The organism is Candidatus Aegiribacteria sp. (assembly GCA_021108435.1).
Classification (GTDB): domain Bacteria; phylum Fermentibacterota; class Fermentibacteria; order Fermentibacterales; family JCC-6; genus Aegiribacteria.
Genome location: JAIOQY010000144.1, coordinates 1 through 23,113, shown reverse-complemented (window position 1 = coordinate 23,113; position 23,113 = coordinate 1). Strand labels below are relative to the sequence as shown.

At 46.4% G+C, this 23,113-nt stretch carries 22 protein-coding genes; 19 read left to right on the top strand and 3 right to left on the bottom strand.

What is annotated here, in order from left to right; translation table 11 throughout:
• Positions 1 to 38: 38 nt before the first annotated feature.
• Both K8R76_08250 and tyrS read right to left on the bottom strand, forming a co-directional pair.
• On the bottom strand, positions 39 to 1,358 hold the full coding sequence (locus K8R76_08250; GenBank protein MCD4848166.1) for a diguanylate cyclase: 1,320 nt from the start codon (positions 1,356 to 1,358) through the stop codon (positions 39 to 41).
• Positions 1,359 to 1,444: 86 nt separating this feature from the next.
• On the bottom strand, positions 1,445 to 2,674 hold the full coding sequence (tyrS, locus tag K8R76_08245; GenBank protein ID MCD4848165.1) for a tyrosine--tRNA ligase: 1,230 nt from the start codon (positions 2,672 to 2,674) through the stop codon (positions 1,445 to 1,447).
• A gap of 95 nt (positions 2,675 to 2,769) precedes the next feature.
• On the opposite strand from tyrS, the gene upp reads away from it, so the two are divergent.
• The 14 genes from upp (at position 2,770) to K8R76_08175 (ending at position 17,162) form a co-directional block, all read left to right on the top strand.
• Complete coding sequence (gene upp / locus K8R76_08240) at positions 2,770 to 3,387, top strand: uracil phosphoribosyltransferase (protein ID MCD4848164.1); 618 nt, start codon at positions 2,770 to 2,772, stop codon at positions 3,385 to 3,387.
• 27 nt (positions 3,388 to 3,414) lie between these two features.
• Positions 3,415 to 4,605 carry an AAA family ATPase gene (locus tag K8R76_08235; GenBank protein MCD4848163.1) on the top strand — a complete coding sequence of 397 codons (1,191 nt, stop codon included), beginning with the start codon at positions 3,415 to 3,417 and terminating at the stop codon, positions 4,603 to 4,605.
• Positions 4,606 to 4,626: 21 nt separating this feature from the next.
• Complete coding sequence (locus tag K8R76_08230) at positions 4,627 to 6,036, top strand: M23 family metallopeptidase (protein ID MCD4848162.1); 1,410 nt, start codon at positions 4,627 to 4,629, stop codon at positions 6,034 to 6,036.
• A complete protein-coding gene (gene mfd / locus K8R76_08225) occupies positions 6,036 to 9,464 on the top strand; it encodes a transcription-repair coupling factor (GenBank protein ID MCD4848161.1) in 3,429 nt (1,142 codons plus the stop codon). The genes K8R76_08230 and mfd overlap by 1 nt, the downstream gene beginning before the upstream one ends.
• Before the next feature lie 226 nt (positions 9,465 to 9,690).
• A complete protein-coding gene (locus K8R76_08220) occupies positions 9,691 to 10,509 on the top strand; it encodes a peptidylprolyl isomerase (protein MCD4848160.1) in 819 nt (272 codons plus the stop codon).
• Between the two features lie 43 nt (positions 10,510 to 10,552).
• Positions 10,553 to 11,398, top strand: coding sequence for a peptidylprolyl isomerase (locus K8R76_08215; GenBank protein ID MCD4848159.1), 846 nt, complete (start codon positions 10,553 to 10,555; stop codon positions 11,396 to 11,398).
• Positions 11,395 to 12,654: a peptidylprolyl isomerase gene (locus K8R76_08210; protein MCD4848158.1), complete on the top strand. Its 1,260-nt coding sequence runs from the start codon at positions 11,395 to 11,397 to the stop codon at positions 12,652 to 12,654. The genes K8R76_08215 and K8R76_08210 overlap by 4 nt, the downstream gene beginning before the upstream one ends.
• The gene (locus K8R76_08205) at positions 12,644 to 12,904 is read left to right on the top strand and encodes an RNA-binding S4 domain-containing protein (protein ID MCD4848157.1); all 261 of its coding nucleotides are present in this window, start codon (positions 12,644 to 12,646) and stop codon (positions 12,902 to 12,904) included. The genes K8R76_08210 and K8R76_08205 overlap by 11 nt, the downstream gene beginning before the upstream one ends.
• Before the next feature lie 2 nt (positions 12,905 to 12,906).
• Positions 12,907 to 13,587 (top strand): ATP-binding cassette domain-containing protein, encoded by a 681-nt coding sequence (locus K8R76_08200; GenBank protein ID MCD4848156.1) that lies wholly within the window; start codon positions 12,907 to 12,909, stop codon positions 13,585 to 13,587.
• Positions 13,584 to 14,459, top strand: a complete 876-nt coding sequence (locus K8R76_08195; GenBank protein ID MCD4848155.1) for a permease-like cell division protein FtsX — start codon at positions 13,584 to 13,586, stop codon at positions 14,457 to 14,459. The genes K8R76_08200 and K8R76_08195 overlap by 4 nt, the downstream gene beginning before the upstream one ends.
• 189 nt (positions 14,460 to 14,648) lie before the next feature.
• The gene (gene yajC, locus K8R76_08190; GenBank protein ID MCD4848154.1) at positions 14,649 to 14,921 is read left to right on the top strand and encodes a preprotein translocase subunit YajC; all 273 of its coding nucleotides are present in this window, start codon (positions 14,649 to 14,651) and stop codon (positions 14,919 to 14,921) included.
• Positions 14,922 to 15,020: 99 nt separating this feature from the next.
• Complete coding sequence (gene def / locus K8R76_08185; GenBank protein MCD4848153.1) at positions 15,021 to 15,551, top strand: peptide deformylase; 531 nt, start codon at positions 15,021 to 15,023, stop codon at positions 15,549 to 15,551.
• Positions 15,551 to 16,474: a methionyl-tRNA formyltransferase gene (gene fmt, locus K8R76_08180; GenBank protein MCD4848152.1), complete on the top strand. Its 924-nt coding sequence runs from the start codon at positions 15,551 to 15,553 to the stop codon at positions 16,472 to 16,474. Before def ends, fmt begins: the two co-directional genes overlap by 1 nt.
• The gene (locus K8R76_08175; protein MCD4848151.1) at positions 16,458 to 17,162 is read left to right on the top strand and encodes a DUF116 domain-containing protein; all 705 of its coding nucleotides are present in this window, start codon (positions 16,458 to 16,460) and stop codon (positions 17,160 to 17,162) included. The genes fmt and K8R76_08175 overlap by 17 nt, the downstream gene beginning before the upstream one ends.
• Positions 17,163 to 17,171: 9 nt before the next feature.
• Here K8R76_08175 and pepF read toward each other — a convergent pair whose 3' ends face one another.
• Positions 17,172 to 18,983: an oligoendopeptidase F gene (gene pepF, locus K8R76_08170; protein ID MCD4848150.1), complete on the bottom strand. Its 1,812-nt coding sequence runs from the start codon at positions 18,981 to 18,983 to the stop codon at positions 17,172 to 17,174.
• Positions 18,984 to 19,188: 205 nt separating this feature from the next.
• Between pepF and K8R76_08165 the strand changes: the two genes are divergently transcribed.
• The 5 genes from K8R76_08165 to K8R76_08145 form a co-directional block, all read left to right on the top strand.
• Positions 19,189 to 19,590 (top strand): hypothetical protein, encoded by a 402-nt coding sequence (locus K8R76_08165; protein MCD4848149.1) that lies wholly within the window; start codon positions 19,189 to 19,191, stop codon positions 19,588 to 19,590.
• 39 nt (positions 19,591 to 19,629) lie between these two features.
• Positions 19,630 to 19,956: a hypothetical protein gene (locus tag K8R76_08160; protein ID MCD4848148.1), complete on the top strand. Its 327-nt coding sequence runs from the start codon at positions 19,630 to 19,632 to the stop codon at positions 19,954 to 19,956.
• A gap of 90 nt (positions 19,957 to 20,046) precedes the next feature.
• Entirely contained in the window at positions 20,047 to 21,438 is a 1,392-nt protein-coding gene (locus tag K8R76_08155; protein MCD4848147.1) for an aminotransferase class V-fold PLP-dependent enzyme, read from the top strand.
• Positions 21,439 to 21,448: 10 nt separating this feature from the next.
• Positions 21,449 to 22,666, top strand: coding sequence for a TlpA family protein disulfide reductase (locus K8R76_08150; protein ID MCD4848146.1), 1,218 nt, complete (start codon positions 21,449 to 21,451; stop codon positions 22,664 to 22,666).
• Positions 22,667 to 22,723: 57 nt separating this feature from the next.
• Positions 22,724 to 23,113: GNAT family N-acetyltransferase (locus tag K8R76_08145; GenBank protein MCD4848145.1), on the top strand; the 390-nt coding region annotated here is incomplete at its 3' end.

Sequence of the window (23,113 nt, the reverse complement as noted above, 5' to 3'; positions counted from 1 at the left end):
TGAACTGTCCCCATATTGCTTTTGTGGATGTGTGAGATTTACCTGCTGTTTCTGTGGAGAAGCTTGTCGGAGTACATAAGTGAATCAGCCCTGCTGAGAAGTTCCTCAAGAGATGTATTCTCATCAAGTATTGTAGAAGCATAGCCGCAGCTGAGCGAGAGCTTGAATGGAAGATTTCCCTTATCGTTTAATTCATTAATGCTGGAGTGGATTCTGGTTTTGAATGATTTCTGATCAATGAAGGGAGCGCCAAGGAAAAGAGCAACGAGTTCGTCTCCACCCATCCTTGCTGTAATATCCGATTCTCGAAAAGTATTTCTGAGTATGTATGCCGTCTCGATTATGGCTCTATCACCGGCTTGATGACCCAACTTATCGTTGATCAGTTTCAGATTATCCAGATCAACAAAGAGAAGCCCTATTTCTGGATTTGATCGAATCGAAGATTCAAGCAGCTGTCGCCCTACAGTCATGAAACCCCGTCTGTTGTACAGACCGGTTAGTTCATCGTGAAGTGACATATCTCTGAGCTGTTCTTCCAGTTTCTTCTGTTTTGTAATATCGACAAATGAGAGAACGTACCAGAGCTTATCCTGTTCATCAGATACCGCAGTGGATGTAACATGAGCGTAAAAAACGGAACCATCGTTCCTTATGCAGTCGATGTCATCTTCCCATTCGCTGTTCTCCGAAATAGCCTGTTTCATGGTTTGGAGACAGCTTTTGTCGGGTATGAGTGTCGAGATGTCCAGATCCGCGATATCACTTGTATCAAGTTTCCAGTATATCGCTGCCTTACGGTTGGCGTAGTCAATTTTCCAGTCTGTATCGAAAATAATCATCGCGCTGAGGGCGCCATCCAGTGCGCTGTTTCTCTTTTTCATTTCTCTTTGGAACCGCCTCCTTTCGGCGGTGTCCCGGAATGATAACAGAATAGCGTTATGGCCGTTTCCGCTGACCAGATTCGATGTCATGTCCATCTTTCTGATCGAGCCGTCTCTGCACTTCATCTTCTGATCGAGAAAGACACCGTCCATGATTTTCGGAACAGCGGTTCGAGTTGTGTCAGGCTCAACACCGGATGCATCGGGGAGGATATCCATCAACATTTTTCCAACAAGCTCGGCTGGATTGTACCCCAGCAGTATTTCAGCAGCATCGCTTGCTCGAGTGATGCGGACGGTTTCAGGATTGACAATCAGGAGAATATCGACTGAGTTCCGGAAAACAAGGTTAAGACTGTTGAGTTCATCCTGAAGAGATGAGTTAATAAGTTTCTGTTCCGCAAGTTCAGCGGTGATTTCAAGCAGTTTTTCACGCATATGCTGATTTTTGTTCAAATCTTCAATATCTCGCAATGCTGGTCCTTCAATCAGTAATAGCTCAGACTGATATCCACTTACATGTTTGTTCAATATTGTAAGTGCCGCAAGTGACGACCCCGTTAGCTGAAGTTGACCCTGTAGTACCTTTTCTTGCCTGCTCTCAGCAGAATGCTTTTATTTGTGCTTTGCGGATCAAGGTTCTCAAGAGGATCTTCAATACGATTATTATCTATGTACAGACCGCCCTGTTTCGCCATTCTTCTCACTTCGCTTCTGCTCGGACAGAGACCTGTTTCAACGAAAAGATCAAGACAGCTGATCCCATTATTCAGCCTTGTCTTCGGAATTTCAAGCGTTGGTACATCTTCCTGATCTCCCTGTCCTGCGAAGAGTGCGCGCGAGGCTTTCTCCGCTTTGAGAGCTTCTTCTCTCCCATGCGCGAGGACTGTTGCTTCGAACGCAAGTTTTTCCTTTACTTGCCGGATATCTGCTCCGGTCAGAAGGGCCAGCTCATCGATTTCATCTCCGGGCAGGAAAGTGTAAAGCCTGAGAAAATAGACTGCGTCCTTGTCATCTACGTTTATCCAGAACTGGTAGTATTCGTACGGGCTTGTCAGTTCCGGATCGAGCCAGATGGCTCCGCCGGCCTGGGTCTTGCTCATTTTTTCACCTGAAGCGGTAGTTACCAGAGGACATGTGAAACCCCATACCTCATTTTGCTCAACGCGCCTGACAAGATCAATTCCGGAAACGATATTACCCCACTGATCGGAACCGCCCACCTGAAGCACGCATGCGAAATTTCGGTACAGATGCAGATAATCATAAGCCTGAAGGAGGCTGTAGCCGAATTCAAGGAAGGAAATACCGCTCTCCAGTCTAAGCTTGACCGATTCCGCGGAAAGCATCCGGTTCACGCTGAAGTGACGCCCGATATCTCTTAAAAAGTCAATATGATTCAGTTTACTGAGCCATTCATAATTATCAAGCAGAACCGCTCCATGTTCACTGTCATTGAATTCAAGGAAATGCTCCAGCTGTTTTCCGATCGATTCAGCCCAGTTCGATACTGTTTCCTTTGATTCAAAGGTTCTCTCCAGGCTTCTTTCGGACGGATCTCCAACAAGTGCGGTAGCTCCACCGACAAGCAGTATGGGTCTGTGTCCTCCCATTTGAAGATGACGTGCAATCATGATCGGTACAAGGTGTCCCAGGTGAAGGCTCCCTGCCGTAGGGTCAAAACCGATATAGAAACTCAGTGAAGGTCCGTCTAAAAGCTCGGACAGTTTCTCCTCGGCGGTCATCTGGTAAACAAGACCTCTTTGACTGAGTTTTCGCAATAGTCCCACCGGACGCTCCTTTCAAAAGAACAACTGGCATAACAGTTCTCTGGTGCTTATGTTTTCCTCTGTTCGTGACACAGAACATAATACCGGAGAAGATAATGGAAACTATTGAATTTGAGCATCCTGTCGCAAGGGACATCCTGACGAATATTCGGAATCGTAATACCCAGCCTGATGAGTTCAGGAGATTGGCATACAGACTGGGGCTCATGCTTGCCGTTGAAGCGACCAGGAATAGAGGGACTTCACCCATCTCGGTTGAGACTCCGATGGAAGAGACACTGGGCGAGAAATGCAACAATCATCCTGTCATCATCCCTGTACTTCGAGCCGGTCTTGGTCTTCTTCTTCCGTTCCAGGAACTTCTGCCTGATTCACCTGTGGCGTTCATAGCAATGAGACGGGATGAAAAAACCGGAACAGCAGAATGGCTCTATGATTCAATTCAGAATCTGCGAGGCAGAGATGTTCTGATACTTGATCCCATGCTTGCGACAGGGGGAACAGCCGCAGGCGTGATTGATTACCTTATTGAAAAAGGCGTTGAAGAGATTACACTGGTTAGTGTAGTTGCGGCTCCGGAGGGGATACACAGACTCCAGGGATACGAGAATCTTACTATTATCACAGTATCGGTGGACAGGGAACTCGATGAGAACTGGTTCATACTGCCTGGCCTGGGTGACTTTGGTGACAGACTTTATCAGGGTAATTAATAATAACCATAATGATCAGGAAGTGAAATGAAACGGCAGGGTATTTATATAGCTGGCAGTGACATGAATGCGGGAAAGACCACATTCTCTCTTGGACTGATCTCCTGGCTTTGTGAGCATCTTGATCGGGGAGCATCCTTCATGAAGCCGCTTGGTCAGAAAACAACTTTGCTGGATGGGGCTTCCGTCGGTGAGGATTCCTTTCTTGTAAATACTTCACTGGGGCTGAATAGTGAGTTGAAGTACGCAGCTCCCTTTGCAATGTCTTCCGGTGCTTCCGAGAAATTTCTCGAGGAAGGACATCCGGTCAATATCAGCGGGAAGATACAGAAGGCTTTCAGACATCTGGAAGCGGATTCCGATATTGTTGTTGTCGAGGGTACAGGGCATCCCGGCGTTGGTTCCGTATTCGGTCTGTGCAATGCAAGCGTGGCCAGTCTGCTTGACATACCGGTTCTGCTTGTTCTTGATGCAGGTATCGGAAAAACAATTGACAGATTTGCTTTATGCAACAGTCTCTTTCATGACAGGAATATTCCCCTTCTCGGAGTTGTTGTTAATCGTGTTCGGAAAAGCAAAATGGAAAAGGTGAAAAGGTTTCTGGATCCATGGTTTTCCGAAAGAGGAATACCGGTATTCGGGTATATCCCGTACGTTTCCTCCATCGCGAGACCGTCACTGAGCATGCTTGGCAGAGAACTCGATCTTGAAGCGGTTATTTCCTGGAAGCCCGATCCCCATATGCCTGTAGAGGGATTTATCACAGCGTTTGGAAACATCAGAGAAATTCTCTCCGATGTTATCGAAAGTCCTGGCAGCGCTCTGCTTATCAGCGCAACCAGGCTTGAAGTTATTGATGCTCTGATAACAAGAAGATTGTCAGGTGCACTTGAAAAAGGACCTGGCGCGATAGTGATCTGCGGTTCGTTCGCAGGACATGATTCATATCTGGTTGAAGCATGCAGAAAACTTGATATACCTCTGTACAGAACAGCAAAAAGCGCTGGAGATTCCGCTTCAGTATTAAACAGGCGAGTATTCAAAGTTGAACCGGGAGAATCGGTTAAAATTTCCGAGATCGTGGAGATTGTTCGGGAGAATGTTGATCTCGCAGGAATTCTGGAGGCCCTTCGTTCACCTATGACTGTTCCTGGATTACCGAAACAGACTGCTATGTCCAGAGCGCGATCATGGTTTTCAAGACTATTCAGGGGATAATGATGACTGGGGAATCCTGATATGCGCTCCAGACTGATTCTGGTGCTGTTATTCATCCTGGGAGCAGTTGCAACTTTTATTTTTGGTAAACCGCATAATGATAGAACAGGTGACGAGTGGTTCTTTCACGAGAGCTATTCCGAGCTGACTCACGTTATCGATTCACTTAACGCGATACTGGCTGATACGCTTTCTATCAGAATTGCCTGCGTGGAAGAGGACGGAACTCTTGGCGGACTCCTTTTCGCAACCGGGATTGAAGGAAGCAGATACTTGAATTGCTGTTCTATATTCCTTGACAGCCTTGGATGGACATCCGTACATGTGGGAGATACGCTGGAAGCCGTGTATTCAAGAGGTTTACTATGGGAAGTGAAAGCAAGACCGAGGAGAAGTCGCGGCTATTACAGCATCATCTTTGAGGGTACTCCGGAGCCTTCGAGATGGCAATGGGTTCCCGAGGAACGCTGGACACGTCTTCGGGCGGTAACGCTTGATGTAAGAAGCTCCGTATGGGAGAGTATCGAGGGTGGAGGAGTACCGTATGATCTTACACCGTCAGGGCATATCATCACAGCACGAGATTCAATTAGAAAGATTGCTTTTATTAAAGAATTCGAGAATGAGCTTGCGAACAGACTGTTTGTGTACGATATAGATTTTTATCATGATGTTCAGCCAGGTGATAAGGTGTGGGTTCTTCTTGAAGAGACACGATATCCGGGCTCATCAGAGACGTCGTTTAACAGAATAATAGCAGCTAAGTACGATTTCAGCCTTGGCGGTATGACAGAAGCTTTGCCGTTCTTTCACCAGCCTGATTCATTAGCTCCAGGAGGTACTTCGGTTATTCTGGATCATTATCACCGTGATGGTGCCTCACTCAGAACGATGTTTCTGAAAATGCCTGTACCATTCGGCAGGATCAGTTCTGAGTATTCAAGCGCTCGGATGCATCCTGTTCTTGGATATACGAGAGCGCACAGGGGAATAGACTACGCAGCCCCGATGGGAACGGAGATATACGCCGTGGGAGATGGTGTGATCACTGTCCGTGGAGTTCTCGGCGGTTACGGTAACATGGTTCGTGTTCGTCATGCAAACGGGTACGAAACAGGATACGGACATATGAGCCGATTCGCGTCAGGTATGTCAATTGGATCCTATGTGAGGCAGGGTGACGTAATCGGCTACATTGGCAGCACAGGTCTTTCAACCGGTCCTCATATACATTTCGAGATGAAGAAAAACGGAGCATTCGTAAACCCCGCTACGGAGATTCTCCCACCGGCAGATCCTCTTGAGGGAGAAAACCTCGACACATTCATCAAGCAGCTGCCCATACTTGAGAATGCGTGGTCTCTCATGGCTGGAAATGGAATACCGTTACCTCAGCAGGAAGGTTCATCCAGCATCAACGCATCACCTTAATGAAAGATACAGATAAGAATCCGAACGAATGGCTCTTGGATGAGTTCTTCTGGGATTCGGTATTTTCTGAGATGCTTACGTCGCTGGCATCGAAGGACCTGACCATAGTCGGGGGACTGATCGCATCAGCGCAGTCTTTCGCTGCGGCAGCTGCTCACCGGCTGGCCGGTCCAACACTCCTGATAACTCCTTCAGTGGCTGACTCAATGAGTATGAGAGACGATCTGAAGTCAATACTGGGAAATGTGTTGTATTTCCCGGCGTATGAAACCCTTCCTTTTGAAGGAGAACCTGCACATCCAGGTGTGATATCTGACCGGGTGGAATGCATGGATGGATTACTCTCCGGGAATTCATCAACAGTTGTAGTTGCTCCAGCATCAGCTCTGGTTAAGCGAATTCCCCCTCCTGAGTACTTTTCCTGTTTCAGGCTTTACAGAGGTATGCGTCTATCAATCGAAAATATCGAGAACTGGCTCCTGTCCGCAGGCTATTTAAGAGAAGAGAGTGTATGGGAACAGGCAAGATGGGCTAGACGGGGCGGTATAATTGATGTCGGAACATATGGAATGGATAATCCGATCAGACTGGAGTTCTTCGGAGACGAACTGGAATCCATCCGCACTTTTGACCAGAGATCTCAGCGAAGCATAAGGAACCTCCAGGAATGCAGATTACTCCCCGCAAGGGAAGCATTCCTGTCACCGGAACACTGGAATCTGGCTATCGAAACAGTTCCTGACGAACATCCGTTGAGTGAGAAACTCTGGACTTCAAACGGATTTCCCGGAATTGAGCATTACCTTCCGGTATTCCTTGATCATCTATCCGGTATTCTGGATTACATACCTGATGGCGGAACTCTGGTTCTCTCAGATCCTGAATCCATCGTTGTTCATATGCGGGATTCTCTTGCTTTTCACAGGGATAATTTCATATCAGCGAAGCTTCCTTTTGAGTTTGAGAAACAGTTTTTCAGATGTGATGAAATCCTGGAGAATCTTGAGACCTTCAGTAGAATTCTCAGGCTTGAACCATTTCCCCGGTCTGAAGTTGATGTATACTATAAAACTCTCCCGCAGGAAAACTTCATAGGCCATAAGAATGAAATGATCCGTCAGTTCATGAAGTGGACTGCGGATGGATGCAGAATTGCAGTGCTTTGCGATTCTGAAGCGGAACAGGAAACCTTTGCCGAATTGCTTCCTGTTGACACTCCGGTTGACCTGAGTGTTCTATCGATATCCGAAGGCTTTCATATGCCGGAAGCGGGACTGGTAATCCTCGCTGAGAGGAGATTGCTTTCGGGAAGGCGAAGACCCGAAAGGATAAGAAAATTCAGGGGCGGAGAAGGTCTTACTGATTCAGGGGATATTTCTCCGGGAGAGCTGGTTGTACACAGACGGTACGGTATCGGCAGATTCACGGGTCTTGAACAGGTGGAGACATCCGGCGTGATTCTGGACTGTCTTGCAATCGAATATCGTGATGGAGACCGGCTTCTTGTTCCTATTAACGAAATAGGTTCAGTTCAGAAATTCATGGCCCCTGACAGGATTAATCCCCGGCTCGATAAGATCGGAGGAACGTCATGGACCAGAAGAGTCTCCGGCGCGAGGAAAAAAGCAAAGGAGATTGCAGGAAGACTGGCGATGCTGTATGCCCGCAGGAAAGCGATAAAAAGGGAGCCTTTCGCCCCGCCCGGACATCATGTTCAAGCTCTTGAGAGAAGTTTTCCATATGAGGAAACCCCTGACCAGAGGAAAACAATCGGGAAGATAATGGGTGATTTCGCGATCGATTGCCCGATGGACAGGCTTGTATGCGGTGATGTCGGCTACGGGAAAACTGAAGTTGCAATAAGAGCTGTATTTCGAACCGTTGATTCAGGATTCCAGGCAGCTATACTGGTCCCTACGACAGTTCTTGCCGAGCAGCACTATTTCACATTCAGAGACAGGCTGGCTGAATTTCCCGTGAGAGTTGAAATGCTCAGCAGATTTCGAACGAAGCAGGAGCAGAAACAAATTCTTGCTGATATCGCTGTGGGGGACATCGATATCATCATAGGAACGCATCGAATTCTTCAGAAGGATATACGTTTTCACAAGCTTGGATTACTGGTAACTGATGAAGAACATCGCTTTGGAGTGAAACAGAAGGAATATTTCAGAGAGTTGAAGGCCGGAGTCGATACTCTCTCCATGACTGCGACACCAATTCCGAGAACGCTCCACATGGCTCTGTCAGGTTTTCGAAAAATATCCATTATTGCCACACCTCCAAGAGACAGGTATCCGGTTCACACGGAGCTGGTTGGGTTCAACGCAAGGATAATTGCAAAAGCTGTCCTCCGTGAACTGGAGAGAGACGGCCAGGTGTTCTTCGTCCATAACAGGATTCAATCGATTGAGAGAGTAAGGGAAAAACTGGAATCCATTCTTCCGGAAGTTTCGATTATTATCGGGCATGGACAGATGAATCCGAGGGAACTTGAGGATGTTATGCATTCTTTCATGGAAGGCAGATACGACATCCTTCTCTGCACATCGATTATTGAATCAGGACTCGATCTTCCGCGGGTGAATACGATTTTTATTGATAATGCGCAGATGTTCGGTCTGGCTGAGCTTTACCAGCTGCGGGGAAGAGTTGGAAGAAGTCATCACCAGGCATACTGTTACCTGATTGTGCCGGAGAATCAAAAATTGAAACCGGAGGCCAGGAATCGCCTGGATGCTATCCGCCGTTATACAGAACTGGGGTCCGGCTGGAATATCGCGATGCGTGATCTTGAGATTCGAGGAGCCGGCGAGCTGCTTGGAGCATCTCAGCATGGTCAGATGATTTCGATTGGATACGCGCTCTTCGAGCGTCTGATAGAACAGGAGGTTAAACGGCTGAAAGGTCTGAATCTCGATTCAGATGTTACCATAAGAGTGGAGATACCTGATGATTCGTTCATACCTCCCGAATACATACCGGGTGTATCAGAGAGGGTGAAGATTTACAGAAGCGTCTGGAGAGTGGATTCTGAAGATAAGATAGATGAGTGGATCGAATATCTCACAGACAGATTTGGAAAACCGGAGCAGCCTGTGCTTAATTGTGCTGAAAGGGCACGTCTGAATTACCTCGCCGGGGGAGCAGGAGCGGAAGAAGTTGTTATCAGCGGTTCAAAAGCTTTTATTGTTTTCTCACCGGGAACAGAGGTTTCAAGATCCGCTCCTGACGGTTTCCGAACATCAGTTCGGGACCGCAAAGCTTCTTGCTTTGCTGGTTTCCGATTATCATCGAAAGTGGAGAAGACAGGACGTATTATAGTATCCATCGATTTTAAGGGGGTTTCTCACGACGAACAGATAAAAAGAACTGCTCATTTTTTAAGACTGTCTCGGAAAGAGGAAATTTCAGACAGTGTTGAATAATGAATCGTATCCCTTATATTCGCTTGATCATCATAGTATGCGGTTCGACAGGCAGGCAGGTTGGACAGCATATTGGACTGATCCCTCTGGAACTGAGGTTCTGTTGAGGAATAGAGAATGGCAGTGCAATATTGAAAATACAGATAGTATGATTTTGGTTTATCCCTGATGGATGAATTTCTGAAGAACCCAGTCGATTATTGAGAAACAATGAATGGAGTAGAATATGCGTTTTATCATGATCTTCACAATACTTCTTTTGCTTGCAGCAGTATCTTCAGCTGATGTTCTTGCAACCGTTAACGGCACATCTCTGTCGTGGGATGATATAGTGCAGATGATAGGCGGCGAGCAGAACGCGCAGTTCCTGGGAATAACATCTTTAGCTTCAGCTGATGAAGTCCTGCAATCCTGGGTAAGGGAAGAAATAATGGTGCTGGCTGCTGAAAGCAGCGATTTGGAATCCATTCCGGAAGTTGCCTTTGCTATCGAACAGGCCAGAAGGCAGATACTTCTTGAAGTTTATATGAGTGATATCGTATCCGGTCTGCAGCCATCACAGCTTGAAATAGAAAACTATGTTGATGAATGGCTTGATACTTACAAGAAAAGCATCCATGCCAGGCATATCATCGTACAGGATATCGATCTCGCGAATTCCCTGCTTGCCAGGATCAGAGCAGGTTCTGATTTTGCATCACTTGCGCAGGAATATTCAATTGGACCAAGCGGGGTTGACGGGGGAGATCTCGGCTGGATCACCAGAGCCCAGTCCGGATATATGTCCTTTGACGAAGCCGCATTCAGACTTCCCGAGGGTGGTATCAGCGATATAGTGGAGACCGGAGTTGGTTATCACATTATAAAAGCTGTGGAAACACAGCCTCTTTCACCGGAGCCCACCGTGAGTGAAATTACGGAGGTTGTCACGATGGAGCTTACTCAGAGCATGCAGGAGGAAGCTGTCATGGAACAGGTTGAGGGTCTGGAAACTCAGTATACAGTGGTAACGTATCCGGAAAGGCTGCTTCAGCATCTCGAATAGCAGAAAATACCTTGTCTGGTCGATATGGGCGCTGATCCCGATTGTGGTTGGGGCTACAATCGCGCTGGTGCTTGTAACCGAAAGAAGAACTGCTTCATATTCCATCATTGAGCCATCAATAATATCCTATCAGGAAGATAAAGAGGTAGTTGCAAGGGTAGACAGCTCCGTTCTTCTGTTGGAAGATATTGACCTTATCGGGATTGGTAATTCTTCAGTATGCGAATGGATAGAAGATGAACTGCTGTCAGAACTCGCCGAGGAGAACGGGCTTGAGAATGTCAGGCTGAGCAGGTTAATCCAGAGCAGAGCAAGGCAGCTTTATTTGAAAGATGAACTCCTTGCTTCTGTATATTCGCGGATTCCATTTCCAGACAGTACTGAAGTATTTGAATACATGAGAACTGACAGTCTGCTGTTTATGGTCGAAAGACAATATCACCAGATACTGGTTGCTGACAGGCGGCTTGCTGACTCAATCTACACCAGGCTTTCCCGGGGGGAGAATTTCCAGATAACTGCGGAGAGGCTTTCAATCGGTCAGAAAGCCGGTATTGGTGGAGATCTCGGATTTCTTACAGCCGGAGAACTCACAGCATACAACCTTCCTCGCGACCAGCTGACAACCAATGGTCTTAGCGACATCTTCGAGTCTCAGTATGGATGGCATATCTTTCTTGTTGGTGAGGAGAGACCGCTTACTGATACATTGAGAGTCATCTGGAGCCTTGCCGATCATCTATACAATCATAGACTCAGTACGGCCCGTGACAGTCTCCTGATTGAAGCGATGGAGAATAGAGTAGTATATATCGATTCGACACTGATCACTCGTGAATTGAGAGAAATAACTGTTCCGGGGGATTCAGTTGGAAGAGAGGTAGAATGACGGCACTGGTACTTGCGTTCCTTATTGCCGGTATGATTCCGGTAGAGAAGGTGGTTGCCGTTGTAGGTGACGAACCAATACTGCATTCCGAGGTTGTGGAATATATGTCTGAGTCAGGCATTCCGATGATGGAAAATTTGCGTGTGGACTTCCAGACAAGCGAATATCTTGATGCTCTTGAGCAGTTAGTTGATGAGCAGCTGCTGGTTCATGCTGCGATTGATGCCGGTTATTATCCAACGGATACTGAGATTCAGATTCTTGTAGATGAAGAAATGATTAATCTGTCCGATCAGTTTCCTGCCGGATCGGATATTGCCAGGGAGTATCGGGATTATCTTTCAGTAATACTTGGTAACCGCATGGCTGCCCAGACATTTTTGGGTTCCAGTGTTCAGGTGGCGCTTCGGGATATGCCGATCAATCCTGAAACGTATCTGATTTCCAATGCTGAACTGGTAGAGAACATAGTAATGCCGAAACATGTCGGCTGGATATATTTGCCAGTGCTTCCTTCAGGAGCTGATCTTGATCAGGCAGTTGATGAGATCATGCAGCTCAGAGATCAGATAATGAATGGCGAATCTTTTGAAGAACTTGCGGAACAGTGGTCAGATGACGGTTCTGCCGTTAATGGGGGAGCGCTGGGTGTATTCGGTCCGGGAGAGATGACTCCGGCTTTCGAAGATGCCGCTTTTTCCCTTGAACTCGGTGAGATCAGTCTTCCTGTTGTTACCCCTTTCGGTGTTCATATCATCCGCATTGACAATATTCATGAAAACGGTACGATTGAAGCAAGCCATATTCTTTTAATAGTATCTGTCGATCAGATGGACATTGATACTACAATGGTTGTAGCAAATGCTCTTTATGACAGTATTCTGTCGAACAGCGGGGTAACCTTTGAGCAGGCAGCAAGGTTGTACAGTCTTGACAGAACCAGTTCTGAAGCTGGCGGAGATCTTGGAACAGTACCCTTGAAACTATGGCTTCCCGTACTCGCGGAAACTGCACTTCTGCTTGAGGATGGATCGGTATCTGAACCGGTATTCCTGTCTGAAGCGGGAGCTGTTGTGTTGCTGAAGATCTATGACGATAGTGGAGAAATTGACTGGAGCACATATACGGATGAGGAACTGACAGGAATTGTACAGCAGGTAATTTACCATGATACATACAAAACTATTATTGATTCACTTAGAAAAGAAATTCCGGTTATTTACTATCTGAATACGGATGATGACAGTGCGAACTGATATTTTTCTCAAGCTTGCAGGTATCTTCAAAACGCGAACAGTTGCCGGTAAAGCATGCAAGGCTGGTTGTGTATTAATTGGCGGTAGTGTGGTGAAATCGTCACATGAGATAAGCAGGGGAGACATACTTGAAGTTGTGAAACCGGATGGTTCCATTCTTTCAATTGAAATTCTGGATATTCCATCAGGCAAGCAGGTTTCCAGGAAGGAAAGATCCCGCTACTTCAAAACAGTCGGACCGGAGCACTGATGCTGATTTCCTTTCAGAATGTAAGCAAATACTATAATGACTGGCCAGCCCTTGAAAACATTGAGCTGACAGTAGAACCCGGTGAATTTCTGGTTCTGTCCGGACCTAGCGGTGCTGGAAAAACAACGCTGTTTCGGCTTATCTGGATGGGTGATTATCCTACTTCGGGTGTGGTTGAAGTCAGCGGGTATAGATCTGACAGAATTCGAAAAGGGGATCTTTCATCTCTTAGACGTAAGCTTGGCATTGTATTTCAGGATTTCCGACTTCTTTCAGAGAGAACAGTATTCGACAATGTAGCGTTACCCCTTCAGGTTGTCGGAGCTTCTCCCAGGGCTGTCAGAAAGCGGGTCTTCTCGCTTCTTGCGGAGATGGAGCTTAATCATAGACGTCTATCTTATCCACATGAGTTATCCGGCGGGGAGCAGCAGAGGGTCGCTATAGCGAGAGCAATGGTTGCGCATCCGGTAATTCTCCTGGCTGATGAACCTACAGGTAATCTGGACCCTGATGTTTCAAAGCATGTAATTGAACTTCTGCTGGAGATCAACAGAACCGGAACCGCGGTCATTCTGGCGACACATGATCCGAGACAGATTCCAGCCGGTACAGCGAAGTATCTCTATCTGGACAGAGGACATCTTGCGAATCCCGTATCCTGGGATGGGTATAACCAGTTATGATGCATCTTATAAAAACCTCACTTCATGAAGGTCTGCTCAATATCAGGGAAAAACTTGGTTCATTTCTTGTTACAATACTGATGGTCAGCCTCTCATTCATGGTCTTTGATATTTTTCTTGTGGTTTCCTGGAATATTGGAACCGTTTTACGTGACGAACAGGAAAGTGTCGGAATAGAGCTATTTCTGATGGATGATGTCACTGAAGTAGAAGCGGTGAATCTGGCTGACCTGATATCTTTGATGGAAGGAGTGAGATCGGTCTATTACGTCTCCTCACTTGAAGCTGAGGCTGTATTCAGAGCAGATCTTCCTGAACAGGCGGATCTTCTGTTACTTCTCGGACCTCAATTTCACCTGCCATCGTCAATTCAGATTTCATTACATCCTGATTATAGAACTTCGGAAAAAGTGAGTGGACTTGCCCGTACTGTTTCAGGGATGGATGGGGTGAAAGATGCAGTCTATGGTCAGGAATATCTTCCCGGCTTGAGCAGGGCTGTGGATATGATGGGAAAACTTGTTGTACTTGCAGGGCTGGTCCTTGCGATAAGCCTGTCGCTGGTTGTAGCTAATACGGTAAGGCTGGCAGTAGCAAAAAGAGCGCTTACAGTTGAAATAATGAGTATAGTAGGAGCACCAGGATGGTTTGTAAGGATGCCTTTTCTTGGGGAGGGGCTCATAACTGGTATAGCCGGTTCAGCTGGAAGTCTTCTTCTTACAGGAATTATTTCCAGTATATTATCATCCAGTATACCACATGACTTTTTGCCCGGAAAATGGATCTTACTGGTTCTTCTCCTCGGTGCAGCCTCTGGTGCAGCGGGAAGCTGGATGGGTATGAGATCAGGTATTCCGAAACCACGTTCGTGACAGGGGGATAAATTGAAAAAATTGTTGATAGTTCTTGTAATTCTATCGGGTCTTACTTTTGCGCAGAGCGAATCAAGGCTTGACCCGGCACCGGCAGGACAGGGAATCCAGGAAGCTGCAACCACCGAGGCGGTAACCACATCAGAAGAAGCTCCTGCACCTGCAACATGCCTTGGTGGCGGCGGTATCATGAGTTTTTTACCAATGATAGCGATTATCGGGATATTTTACTTTCTCATGATCCGTCCACAGCAGAAACAGGCGAAAACGCTTCGCCAGATGCGTGAGGCTCTCGCAATGAACGAAAGAGTTATTACCGCAGGAGGGATTCACGGGATAATAACAAATATCAAGGGTGATATCATCACGGTGAAAATTGCTGATGGTGTCAAGATTGATGTTGACAGGAACTCTCTTCAGGTCGAAGGGCCCGAAGGCGGGTCCTGTGCAGTTACTAAATAGATTCAGATCTATTGAAGTTCAGTGACATGCGTATCCCGCATGTCACTGATACTAATCAATTGGATTGATATGTCCGCACAAAGAAAGCACTTTTGAATCATGTCATTCAGATCATTGGAATATTACGGCTCTGAGGTTCTCCGTAAGCAATCCAGGGAACTTGTCTTTTCAACAGAGCAGGATTTTATTGAGACTCTGATAAATGATATGAGTAGAATCCTGTATACGGAGAATGGTCTGGGTTTAGCAGCACCTCAATCCGGAGAGAACGTCAAGCTGTTCATACTCAACCCTGAAGAGCTTGATCTGAGCGGACATAGTGTCTTCATCAATCCGAGACTCGAGATTTCCGGTCCTTTCTTGAAGGATGAGGAAGGTTGCCTGAGTATCCCGGGGATATTTGAACTCGTGAGACGACCCTCTCATGTGAGTCTCACCGCCCTGGATCAGGCCGGGAGATCATTTTCACTTGAACTTGATGATTACGCCGCTCGTGCCGCCCAGCACGAATATGATCATCTCGAGGGTATACTCTTTATTGATAGACTCAGTCCCATCAAAAAACGGCTAATCAGGAGGCGGCTTTCTGAGATAAAAGAGGAATACAGGAGCGGAAAAAGGATTCTCTGATGAGAGTCATTTTTCTTGGAACTTCATCGTTTGCGCTGCCCCCGCTGAAATCGCTTATGGAATCCGTTCATGAATTGGTACTTGTTATAACCAGGCCACCAAGAGAAGCTGGAAGAGGAAGAAAACCAAGAAATCCTCCAGTAGCGGATTATGCTGCAGCGAATGAACTTGAGCTGCTTCAACCAGAGAAGTTGAACAAAGATATTATCAGCTATCTGCATTCTCTGAAGCCTGATATAATGGTTTCAGCAGCGTATGGCGCCTGGCTTCCGAAGAAACTTCTTGAAACAGCACCATTTGGAGTGGTCAACATTCACCCTTCACTGCTGCCGGCATACAGAGGAGCTGCCCCTGTCGCAAGAGCGATAATTGATGGAGCGGAAGATTCCGGAGTCTCATTCATGTTGACCGACAGCGGATGGGATACAGGACCATTGCTTGAGAGTTTCAAAGAGAGAATCATGCCGGATGATACAACAGGTATGCTTGAGGAAAGGCTTTCACATATTGCTGCCGCTCATTTGCAGACTGTTCTTGAGCGATATGCTGAAGGTTTGATTATTCCCGAACCTCAAAAAGGTGAAACAGTTTACGCAGAAAAAATAACATCAGAGGAAACATGGCTGGACTGGAACATGTCTGCTGAATTCCTTGAACGACAGGTAAGGGCTTTTCAGCCTTTTCCAGGAGCCAGAACCGAATACTGCGGAAATATGCTCAAGATAATCAAAGTATCACCAGTTTCGATGGAATCGGTACCAGGGGTAATTACAATCGAGAATAATACACTTTCTATCGGTTGTGGCGAAGGAAGTCTTAAAATACTGACTTTACAGCCGGCATCGAAACGAATCATGGCAGCGGCGGATTTCCTCAGGGGAACCTCAATGAGAACAGGTGATAAACTTGGATGCAAGAAGTAAGATAAATACTCTGTTTCAGGGTGGTTTGCTTCTTTTCTCAATCGCTCCGTCCGCGATTGTGTTTCTGGTTTCGCTTGTCGCCGGAACGGGTCTCCTCTGGTCTCTTGTCTCAGCCATGATTATCCTGCTCGCTGTTCAGGTCACCGGTCTGTTATATGGAAGAGGAGTAATCAGACATCCTTTCATACTGAGGATTTCATTCTGGACACTGAAGATGATGCAGCCTGTTCTTTCAATGGATATTCATACTCCTGAGAAAATGGTAATTACTATGAATAACCGAAAAGCCATCTCTGACTGCTCAAGGAAATTCCGGGGAGAAGAAACTCTTATTCTCGTTCCTCACTGCCTTCAGAATCATGAGTGTTCTCACAGGCTTACATTCAATCCTGAATCCTGCGAGAGATGCGGCAGGTGTCCAATTGGAGATCTGCTTGAGATCAGGAGCAGATTCAATACCCATTTTGCCATTGCTTCAGGGGGTACTTCCGCAAGAAGGATTGTAGAGAGGATAGAACCTTCACTCATTGTCGCTGTTGCCTGTCCTGTAGATCTATCTCTCGGGATCCTTGATGTTCACCCGGTTACAACAGTAGGGGTTCTCAACGAATGGCGTCACGGGCCATGCTTCGATACATGGGTCAACTCTGCGGAACTGGAAGCTGCTCTGGAGATGTTTCTTCAGTAATAGATCGTTCTACGTAAGCAAACCCTCGAGTTCTGTCAGAATGCTGTCCATCTTCAGAAGTGCTGAATTCACCGGTACAGGTGTGGAGAGATCAACACCTGTGCCTTTGAGGAGCTCCAGAGGTGCTTTAGATGAGCCGCCTTTAAGGAAATCAATGAAGTTTTCCACCGCTCCTTTCTCACCCGCGATTATCCTTGATGAGATGTCTACAGAGGAAGCCAGACCGGTTGCGTATTTGTATACGTAGAAATTGTAATAGAAGTGTGGAATTCTGGACCATTCATGCGCAATCACGGAATCGGTATCATCGAAGGCGAAACTGTTTCCGTGGTAGAGTTTTACAAGCTTGAGGTATGATTCGTTCAATAAGTCCGGTGTGAGGGATCCTCCGGCTTCAACATGTTCATGTATGTATTTCTCAAATTCAGCGAACATTGTCTGTCTTACCAGAGTTGATTTGAATTTGCTCAGAAGATGATCAAAAAGATAAGCTTTTTCATCTCTGTCTTCCGTTCTTTTCAACAGGAGATCTACGAGAAGCATCTCGTTTGTTGTGGAAGCAACTTCAGCCAGAAGTATTTTGTATGAAGACATATGATACGGCTGAGCGTTCTTTGAAAGAAGGCTGTGCATGGAATGCCCTGCTTCATGAGCAAGTGTGAAGACACTGCGAAGCGTTCCATTGAAATTGTGCAGGATATATGGATAGGAATCATAACAGCCACCCGAATACGCTCCCGATCTCTTCCCTCTGTTCTCGTATTTGTCAGCCCATCTATCCTCGAAACCCCTTTTCAGCGTGTTTACATAATAACTGCCAAGTGGAGCCACAGCTTCAAGAGTGAGGTCTACAGCTTCATCCCAGGTGTATTCTCCTTTGGATTCAGGTACGATCGGAACCTGCACATCGTACAGATGCATCGAATCGAATCCAAGCACTTTCTTGCGCAGATCAAGATAGCGGTAGAGCGTTGGGAAATTATTGTGAACAGAGTCGATAAGGGAATCGTATACTTCTGTACTTACCTTGTCATTGAAAAGGGAGGAAACCAGTGCTGAACTGTGCTTCTGTACTTTGGCGTAAAAGATATTTGTACGCACCTGGCCTTCAAGCAGAGCAGCCTGTGTTGCTACGTTACCAGAGATCTCGTTGTAAAATCCTTCGAAAGCATCCTTTCTTACTCTTCTGTCTTTATTCTGAAGGAATGCACTGAAGTTGCCGTTTGTCAGTTTAACAGGATGCCCTTTTTCATTAACGATTTCAGGAAGTCTTGCCGGTATATCTACATTGTTCATTTTACCGAATACAGTGCTGAATCCTCTTGTTATCTCGCCTGACATTGCCAGGAGTTTCTCTTCCTTATCAGAAAGAGTGTGCGGACGATATCTGAGGATGTTTTCCAGCCAGATTCTGTATGGTGCCAGTTCAGGAGTTACAAGCCAGGATTCAATGGCTTCCTGAGATATTGAAAGCAGTTCGGGAGTGAAAAATGAATGAGCGGTTCTAACCAAAACTGCTCTGCTTGAGATTTTTGCCGCAAGACCGCTGTAGTGAGAGTTGCTCAGATCCTCATCCCTCTTCATTTCAGTGTACGTTGATAGTTTGGAAATCAGCCTGTTCTGCGAGAGTATCTCTTCAACTGCCGATTTAAGAATTCCCGGCGATTCGTTCAGTCTTCCAGTCCACTGTCTGAAGCTGTCAGCAAATGCGTCTGTCAGGCTGAAGTCCTTTTCCCATTCTTCATCTGATGCATAAATGGCTTCTACAGCCCATCTATCTTCAAGCGGAACTTCATTTCTGTTTCTGAGCTCTTTTGACATTATCTATCATTCCTTCCAGAATTCATTCTCTATATCTCTGGATCCTGTACCATTCCTGATTCTACCTTTCAAAGGCACATATGGAGAAGCTGCTTCAATAGAAACACTAATATACTTGAAGGCTCCGTCTTATCAAGATTTCCAGCTGTGTATTGCTGTTCGAACATCATGGAAGCATATATTAACTTACAAACGGAGGTTGTTAATGAAGATGCTTTTCTGTCTTGTTCTCATTCTGGCGCTTTTTTCAAACGCCTGTACTGATAACTCAGGTGAATCAGATGAAAGCGCTCTTGAAAATGAGCGGATAATCACTACGATTACGTCTCCAGGGGATGAAATCAGCGGTCTGGCATGGGGTGCCGGTTTACTTTGGGCGGTTGATGCTTCATCTAATATGGTTTTCAGTATCAATGCATCAACAGGTGATACAGTTGACTCATTTCCGATAAGTCATGCAAGGAATTTCAGAGCCACAGGTCTGGCTTTCAGCGAGGAACATGCTGTTCTCATTGTGGGATTCTGGGACTATGGCACAAATGGTTACGTTTATCAGTACACTCCGGATGGACTTAATAAGGGTTCGACAAGAATGTGTGGTGGTTGAGGGAATCCTGTCTCGTCGGTGACGGGACTTGCAGCTCATATGGACTATCTTTACCTTTCATCACGAGCACAGGATAGAACATACAGATACTCACTGCCGGGCATGCACGGGCGGAACGCTTCAACCAGATTCGGGAATGACAGCAGAACAAGAGATATAGCCCGGGATTCGGAAGGGCTGATATGGGTAGCAACCGACGATTCGGAACTCCCTCTTCGCTGCTACAATTCCTCGGGAAGGATGGTCTCCAGTATAAGCGGAACTATAATATCTTCAGCTACCGGAATTACTTTTGATACTGAAGGGAACCTCTGGGTCAGTAATAACGAGGAGGGTATCATCTGCTGTGTTGATCCTTCATTGTAGCCGTTGCGGCTGGTGATATATGCGGGTTGATTTATAATTCCTGAATCAGTGAATTTCATTTCAATAATGTGAACAGCGGGGTGAAGAGAAATGCGTGATTGTATATACGGCCTTGATGTGAAAGTTCCGCTTCTGGACGGAAGCATGGTTCGTTACGTGAATCTTGATAATGCAGCCAGTACACCCCCGCTTGTGAAGGTTGTGGACGCTATCGCGAAGCTTGCACCATTATACTCCAGTGTTCATCGGGGAACCGGATTCAAATCAAGGCTTTGCACTGACGCATACGATCGCGCCCATGAGATAATCGCGGAATTCGTTGGAGTGGATACTGAATTGAATACAGTTATTTTTGTGAAGAATGCCACAGAAGCCATCAACAAGCTTTCACACAGGATAAACATACCGGAGGATTCAATAGTAATATCAACATGCATGGAACATCACTCGAATGATCTGCCCTGGCGTGATCACTTCAGGACACTTCATGTCAGAGTAACTGATGACGGGCGCCTTGACGAAGAACATTTTGATATGCTGTTAAAGGAGAACGCCGGAAAAACCGCTCTTGTGACAGTAACGGGTGCGTCAAACGTAACAGGCTATATACAACCTATTTACCAATATGCCAGAAAAGCGCATGAAGCTGGAGCGAGAATAATGGTAGATGCCGCACAGCTTGCTCCGCACAGGCGGATAAATATGAAACCTGATAATGATCCGGAACATCTGGATTTTCTGGTAATTGCAGGTCACAAAATGTATGCCCCCTACGGAACAGGGGCTCTTATAGGCCCCAGTCAGGAGTTTCTTAACAGTGGTCCGGACTACAGCGGTGGTGGAACAGTTGATGTTGTTACAGGTGATTTTGTCAAATGGGCGGGAATGCCGGAAAGAGATGAGGCAGGCAGCCCGAATATAATGGGAGCGATTGCTATGGCTGTCGCCGCGAAAACCCTGATGGATAAAGGCCTGGATACAATCGCAGAGCATGAGAGAGTGCTTACCGCATACGCTCTTGAAAAGCTTGGCGATATGCCGGGTGTGCATGTGTACGGAGAAACCGACCCCGCAAAAGCACATGAAAAAGTGGGCGTGATACCATTCAATCTGGAGGACACCGATCATGCTCTCGTTGCCGCAATAGCCGGCTATGAAGCTGGAGTAGGCGTAAGGAACGGCTGTTTCTGTGCTCATCCATATGTGGTGAAGCTGAGAAATCTTCCTGAGGATGATCTTGCCTATAGAAGAAAGCACTGTCTTGCCGGTGACAAAAGGCTTATGCCCGGAATGGTCAGAATGAGTTTCGGATGCTACAGTAACACGGAGGATGTTGATCGTCTCATTGAAGCGCTTAACATGATTCAGAACGGCGATTATTCCGGTGATTACTATCAGATTCCGAGAACAGGCGAATTTGTACCGAAGAATTTTGCTGATGATTACACGCCCTTCTGGGATTTCTACGGGAATGAAATGTAAAGGAGAAAGAATGTCACTATGGAAAATGATTGCAACGCTCGTTTTGATTATGTCTTTGCTGATGATCGTCAGTTCGTGCGGCGAGGCTGAAACCGAACAGCCGGCAGAGGCTCAGGATGTTGATGCAGCAGTTTCGCAGCCGAATGCGAATCAGGAGGATTTCATACTTGCTGACAGCGCGTCAGAAGCGCTTGAATCCTGTTCTTACACTTTCAAAGTGTACGGTACAGGCGCATTTGCTGAAGCCCCCATGCTGGTTGGCAATATTTCAGGAAAATCTTATGGAGAAGAAGAAATGCTCCTGTTTGCTGAAATCGGCCAGGACACTACGCCTGACATTGAAGATGACATAGAACTTTCTCTTACGCTCGCATCCGGAACCGATTCAGTGTATTTCTATGATGAGTTGGACGGTGTCTTCCGGAAGGGTTCTCTGGAAGAGGGCGGGGAAGATCTGCTTCGACATGCAAGTTATGCCATAATGTACGAGTACTTTCTCAGCGATCCATTCGCCGATGAAATTGCGGCACAATCAATCGTATTCGAAGGTACAGATTCTGTTGGATCTGAAGCCTGTAATACGTATCTTGTTACATATGCTGGCGGACAGCAGGCAAAATGGTCTCTGGGCATTGCTGACAATTTACCCAGACGTGTTGAGCGGATGACAACCGGTCAGGATGGAAACCCGGCTTCAATTGTTCTCGAAGTTTATAACCTTGTAACTTCTCTTGATCTTCCTGATTCCATGTTTGTTCTTGTTCCGCCTGCAGAACTTGAAGTAGAGAATTACAGCGCTTTCCTGCTGACCGGAGCACCAGCCCCTGAATGGAACCTCTATGACAGCGATGGCAATATGGTTTCGCTTGAAGAGTTAAGAGGGAATGTTGTAGTTATTGATTTCTGGGCAACCTGGTGCAGACCATGCATAGTTGTAATGCCGGAGATTCAGTCCCTTCATGAGAAATATGCGGATCAGCCTGTAAAGATTTATGGAATTAATGTGTGGGAATCCGGTGATCCTGCTGCTTTCATGCAGGAGAACGCATTTACATACGGTCTTCTTCTCGAAGGTGATGCTGTCGCTGAGGAATACAAAGTATCTGGAATTCCGACGCTCTATGTTATCGATCAGGAAGGGTATATCGCTTTCGCTCAAGTGGGATCCAGCTCTGACCTCGGCTTAAAACTAACCGAAGTTATAGACGGCCTGCTGGCGGTTGAATAAGAAAAAGGGGCTTCTGCTCCTTCTTCTAAATGAAATCACATTGTTAATGGTGCAATAATGGATATACGAACTGCAGCATTCGATGATATCGAAGCGATTGTCGATATTTATAATCAGGCCATTGCCGCGGGTCAGAAGACAGCGGACCTTACGCCTGTTTCTATCAAGGATCGCAAGAAATGGTTTGAAGACCATACCCCTGACAGATATCCTATCCTGGTAGCGGAAAACGGTAATCAGATCGTCGGATACCTGACCATCAGTCCATATCGTCCAGGACGTATGGCACTTCGTTATACGGCTGAGGTGAGCTACTACGTCCACTTCGAACATCATAGACAGGGGATAGCTTCGAAGCTTCTGCAGCACGCCATTGGCATGTGCCCATTACTCCGGATAAAGACTTTATTCGCAATACTTCTTGACAGTAATCAGGGCAGCATCAAG

Excerpts from the sequence above, each read along its gene's own strand:
- upp (MCD4848164.1), top strand. The coding sequence starts at position 2,770 with ATGGAAACTATTGAATTTGAGCATCCTGTCGCAAGGGACATCCTGACG.
- K8R76_08235 (MCD4848163.1), top strand. The coding sequence starts at position 3,415 with ATGAAACGGCAGGGTATTTATATAGCTGGCAGTGACATGAATGCGGGA.
- K8R76_08230 (MCD4848162.1), top strand. The coding sequence starts at position 4,627 with ATGCGCTCCAGACTGATTCTGGTGCTGTTATTCATCCTGGGAGCAGTT.
- mfd (MCD4848161.1), top strand. The coding sequence starts at position 6,036 with ATGAAAGATACAGATAAGAATCCGAACGAATGGCTCTTGGATGAGTTC.
- K8R76_08220 (MCD4848160.1), top strand. The coding sequence starts at position 9,691 with ATGCGTTTTATCATGATCTTCACAATACTTCTTTTGCTTGCAGCAGTA.
- K8R76_08210 (MCD4848158.1), top strand. The coding sequence starts at position 11,395 with ATGACGGCACTGGTACTTGCGTTCCTTATTGCCGGTATGATTCCGGTA.
- K8R76_08195 (MCD4848155.1), top strand. The coding sequence starts at position 13,584 with ATGATGCATCTTATAAAAACCTCACTTCATGAAGGTCTGCTCAATATC.
- yajC (MCD4848154.1), top strand. The coding sequence starts at position 14,649 with ATGAGTTTTTTACCAATGATAGCGATTATCGGGATATTTTACTTTCTC.
- def (MCD4848153.1), top strand. The coding sequence starts at position 15,021 with ATGTCATTCAGATCATTGGAATATTACGGCTCTGAGGTTCTCCGTAAG.
- fmt (MCD4848152.1), top strand. The coding sequence starts at position 15,551 with ATGAGAGTCATTTTTCTTGGAACTTCATCGTTTGCGCTGCCCCCGCTG.
- pepF (MCD4848150.1), bottom strand. The coding sequence starts at position 18,983 with ATGTCAAAAGAGCTCAGAAACAGAAATGAAGTTCCGCTTGAAGATAGA.
- K8R76_08165 (MCD4848149.1), top strand. The coding sequence starts at position 19,189 with ATGAAGATGCTTTTCTGTCTTGTTCTCATTCTGGCGCTTTTTTCAAAC.
- K8R76_08160 (MCD4848148.1), top strand. The coding sequence starts at position 19,630 with ATGGACTATCTTTACCTTTCATCACGAGCACAGGATAGAACATACAGA.
- K8R76_08155 (MCD4848147.1), top strand. The coding sequence starts at position 20,047 with ATGCGTGATTGTATATACGGCCTTGATGTGAAAGTTCCGCTTCTGGAC.
- K8R76_08150 (MCD4848146.1), top strand. The coding sequence starts at position 21,449 with ATGTCACTATGGAAAATGATTGCAACGCTCGTTTTGATTATGTCTTTG.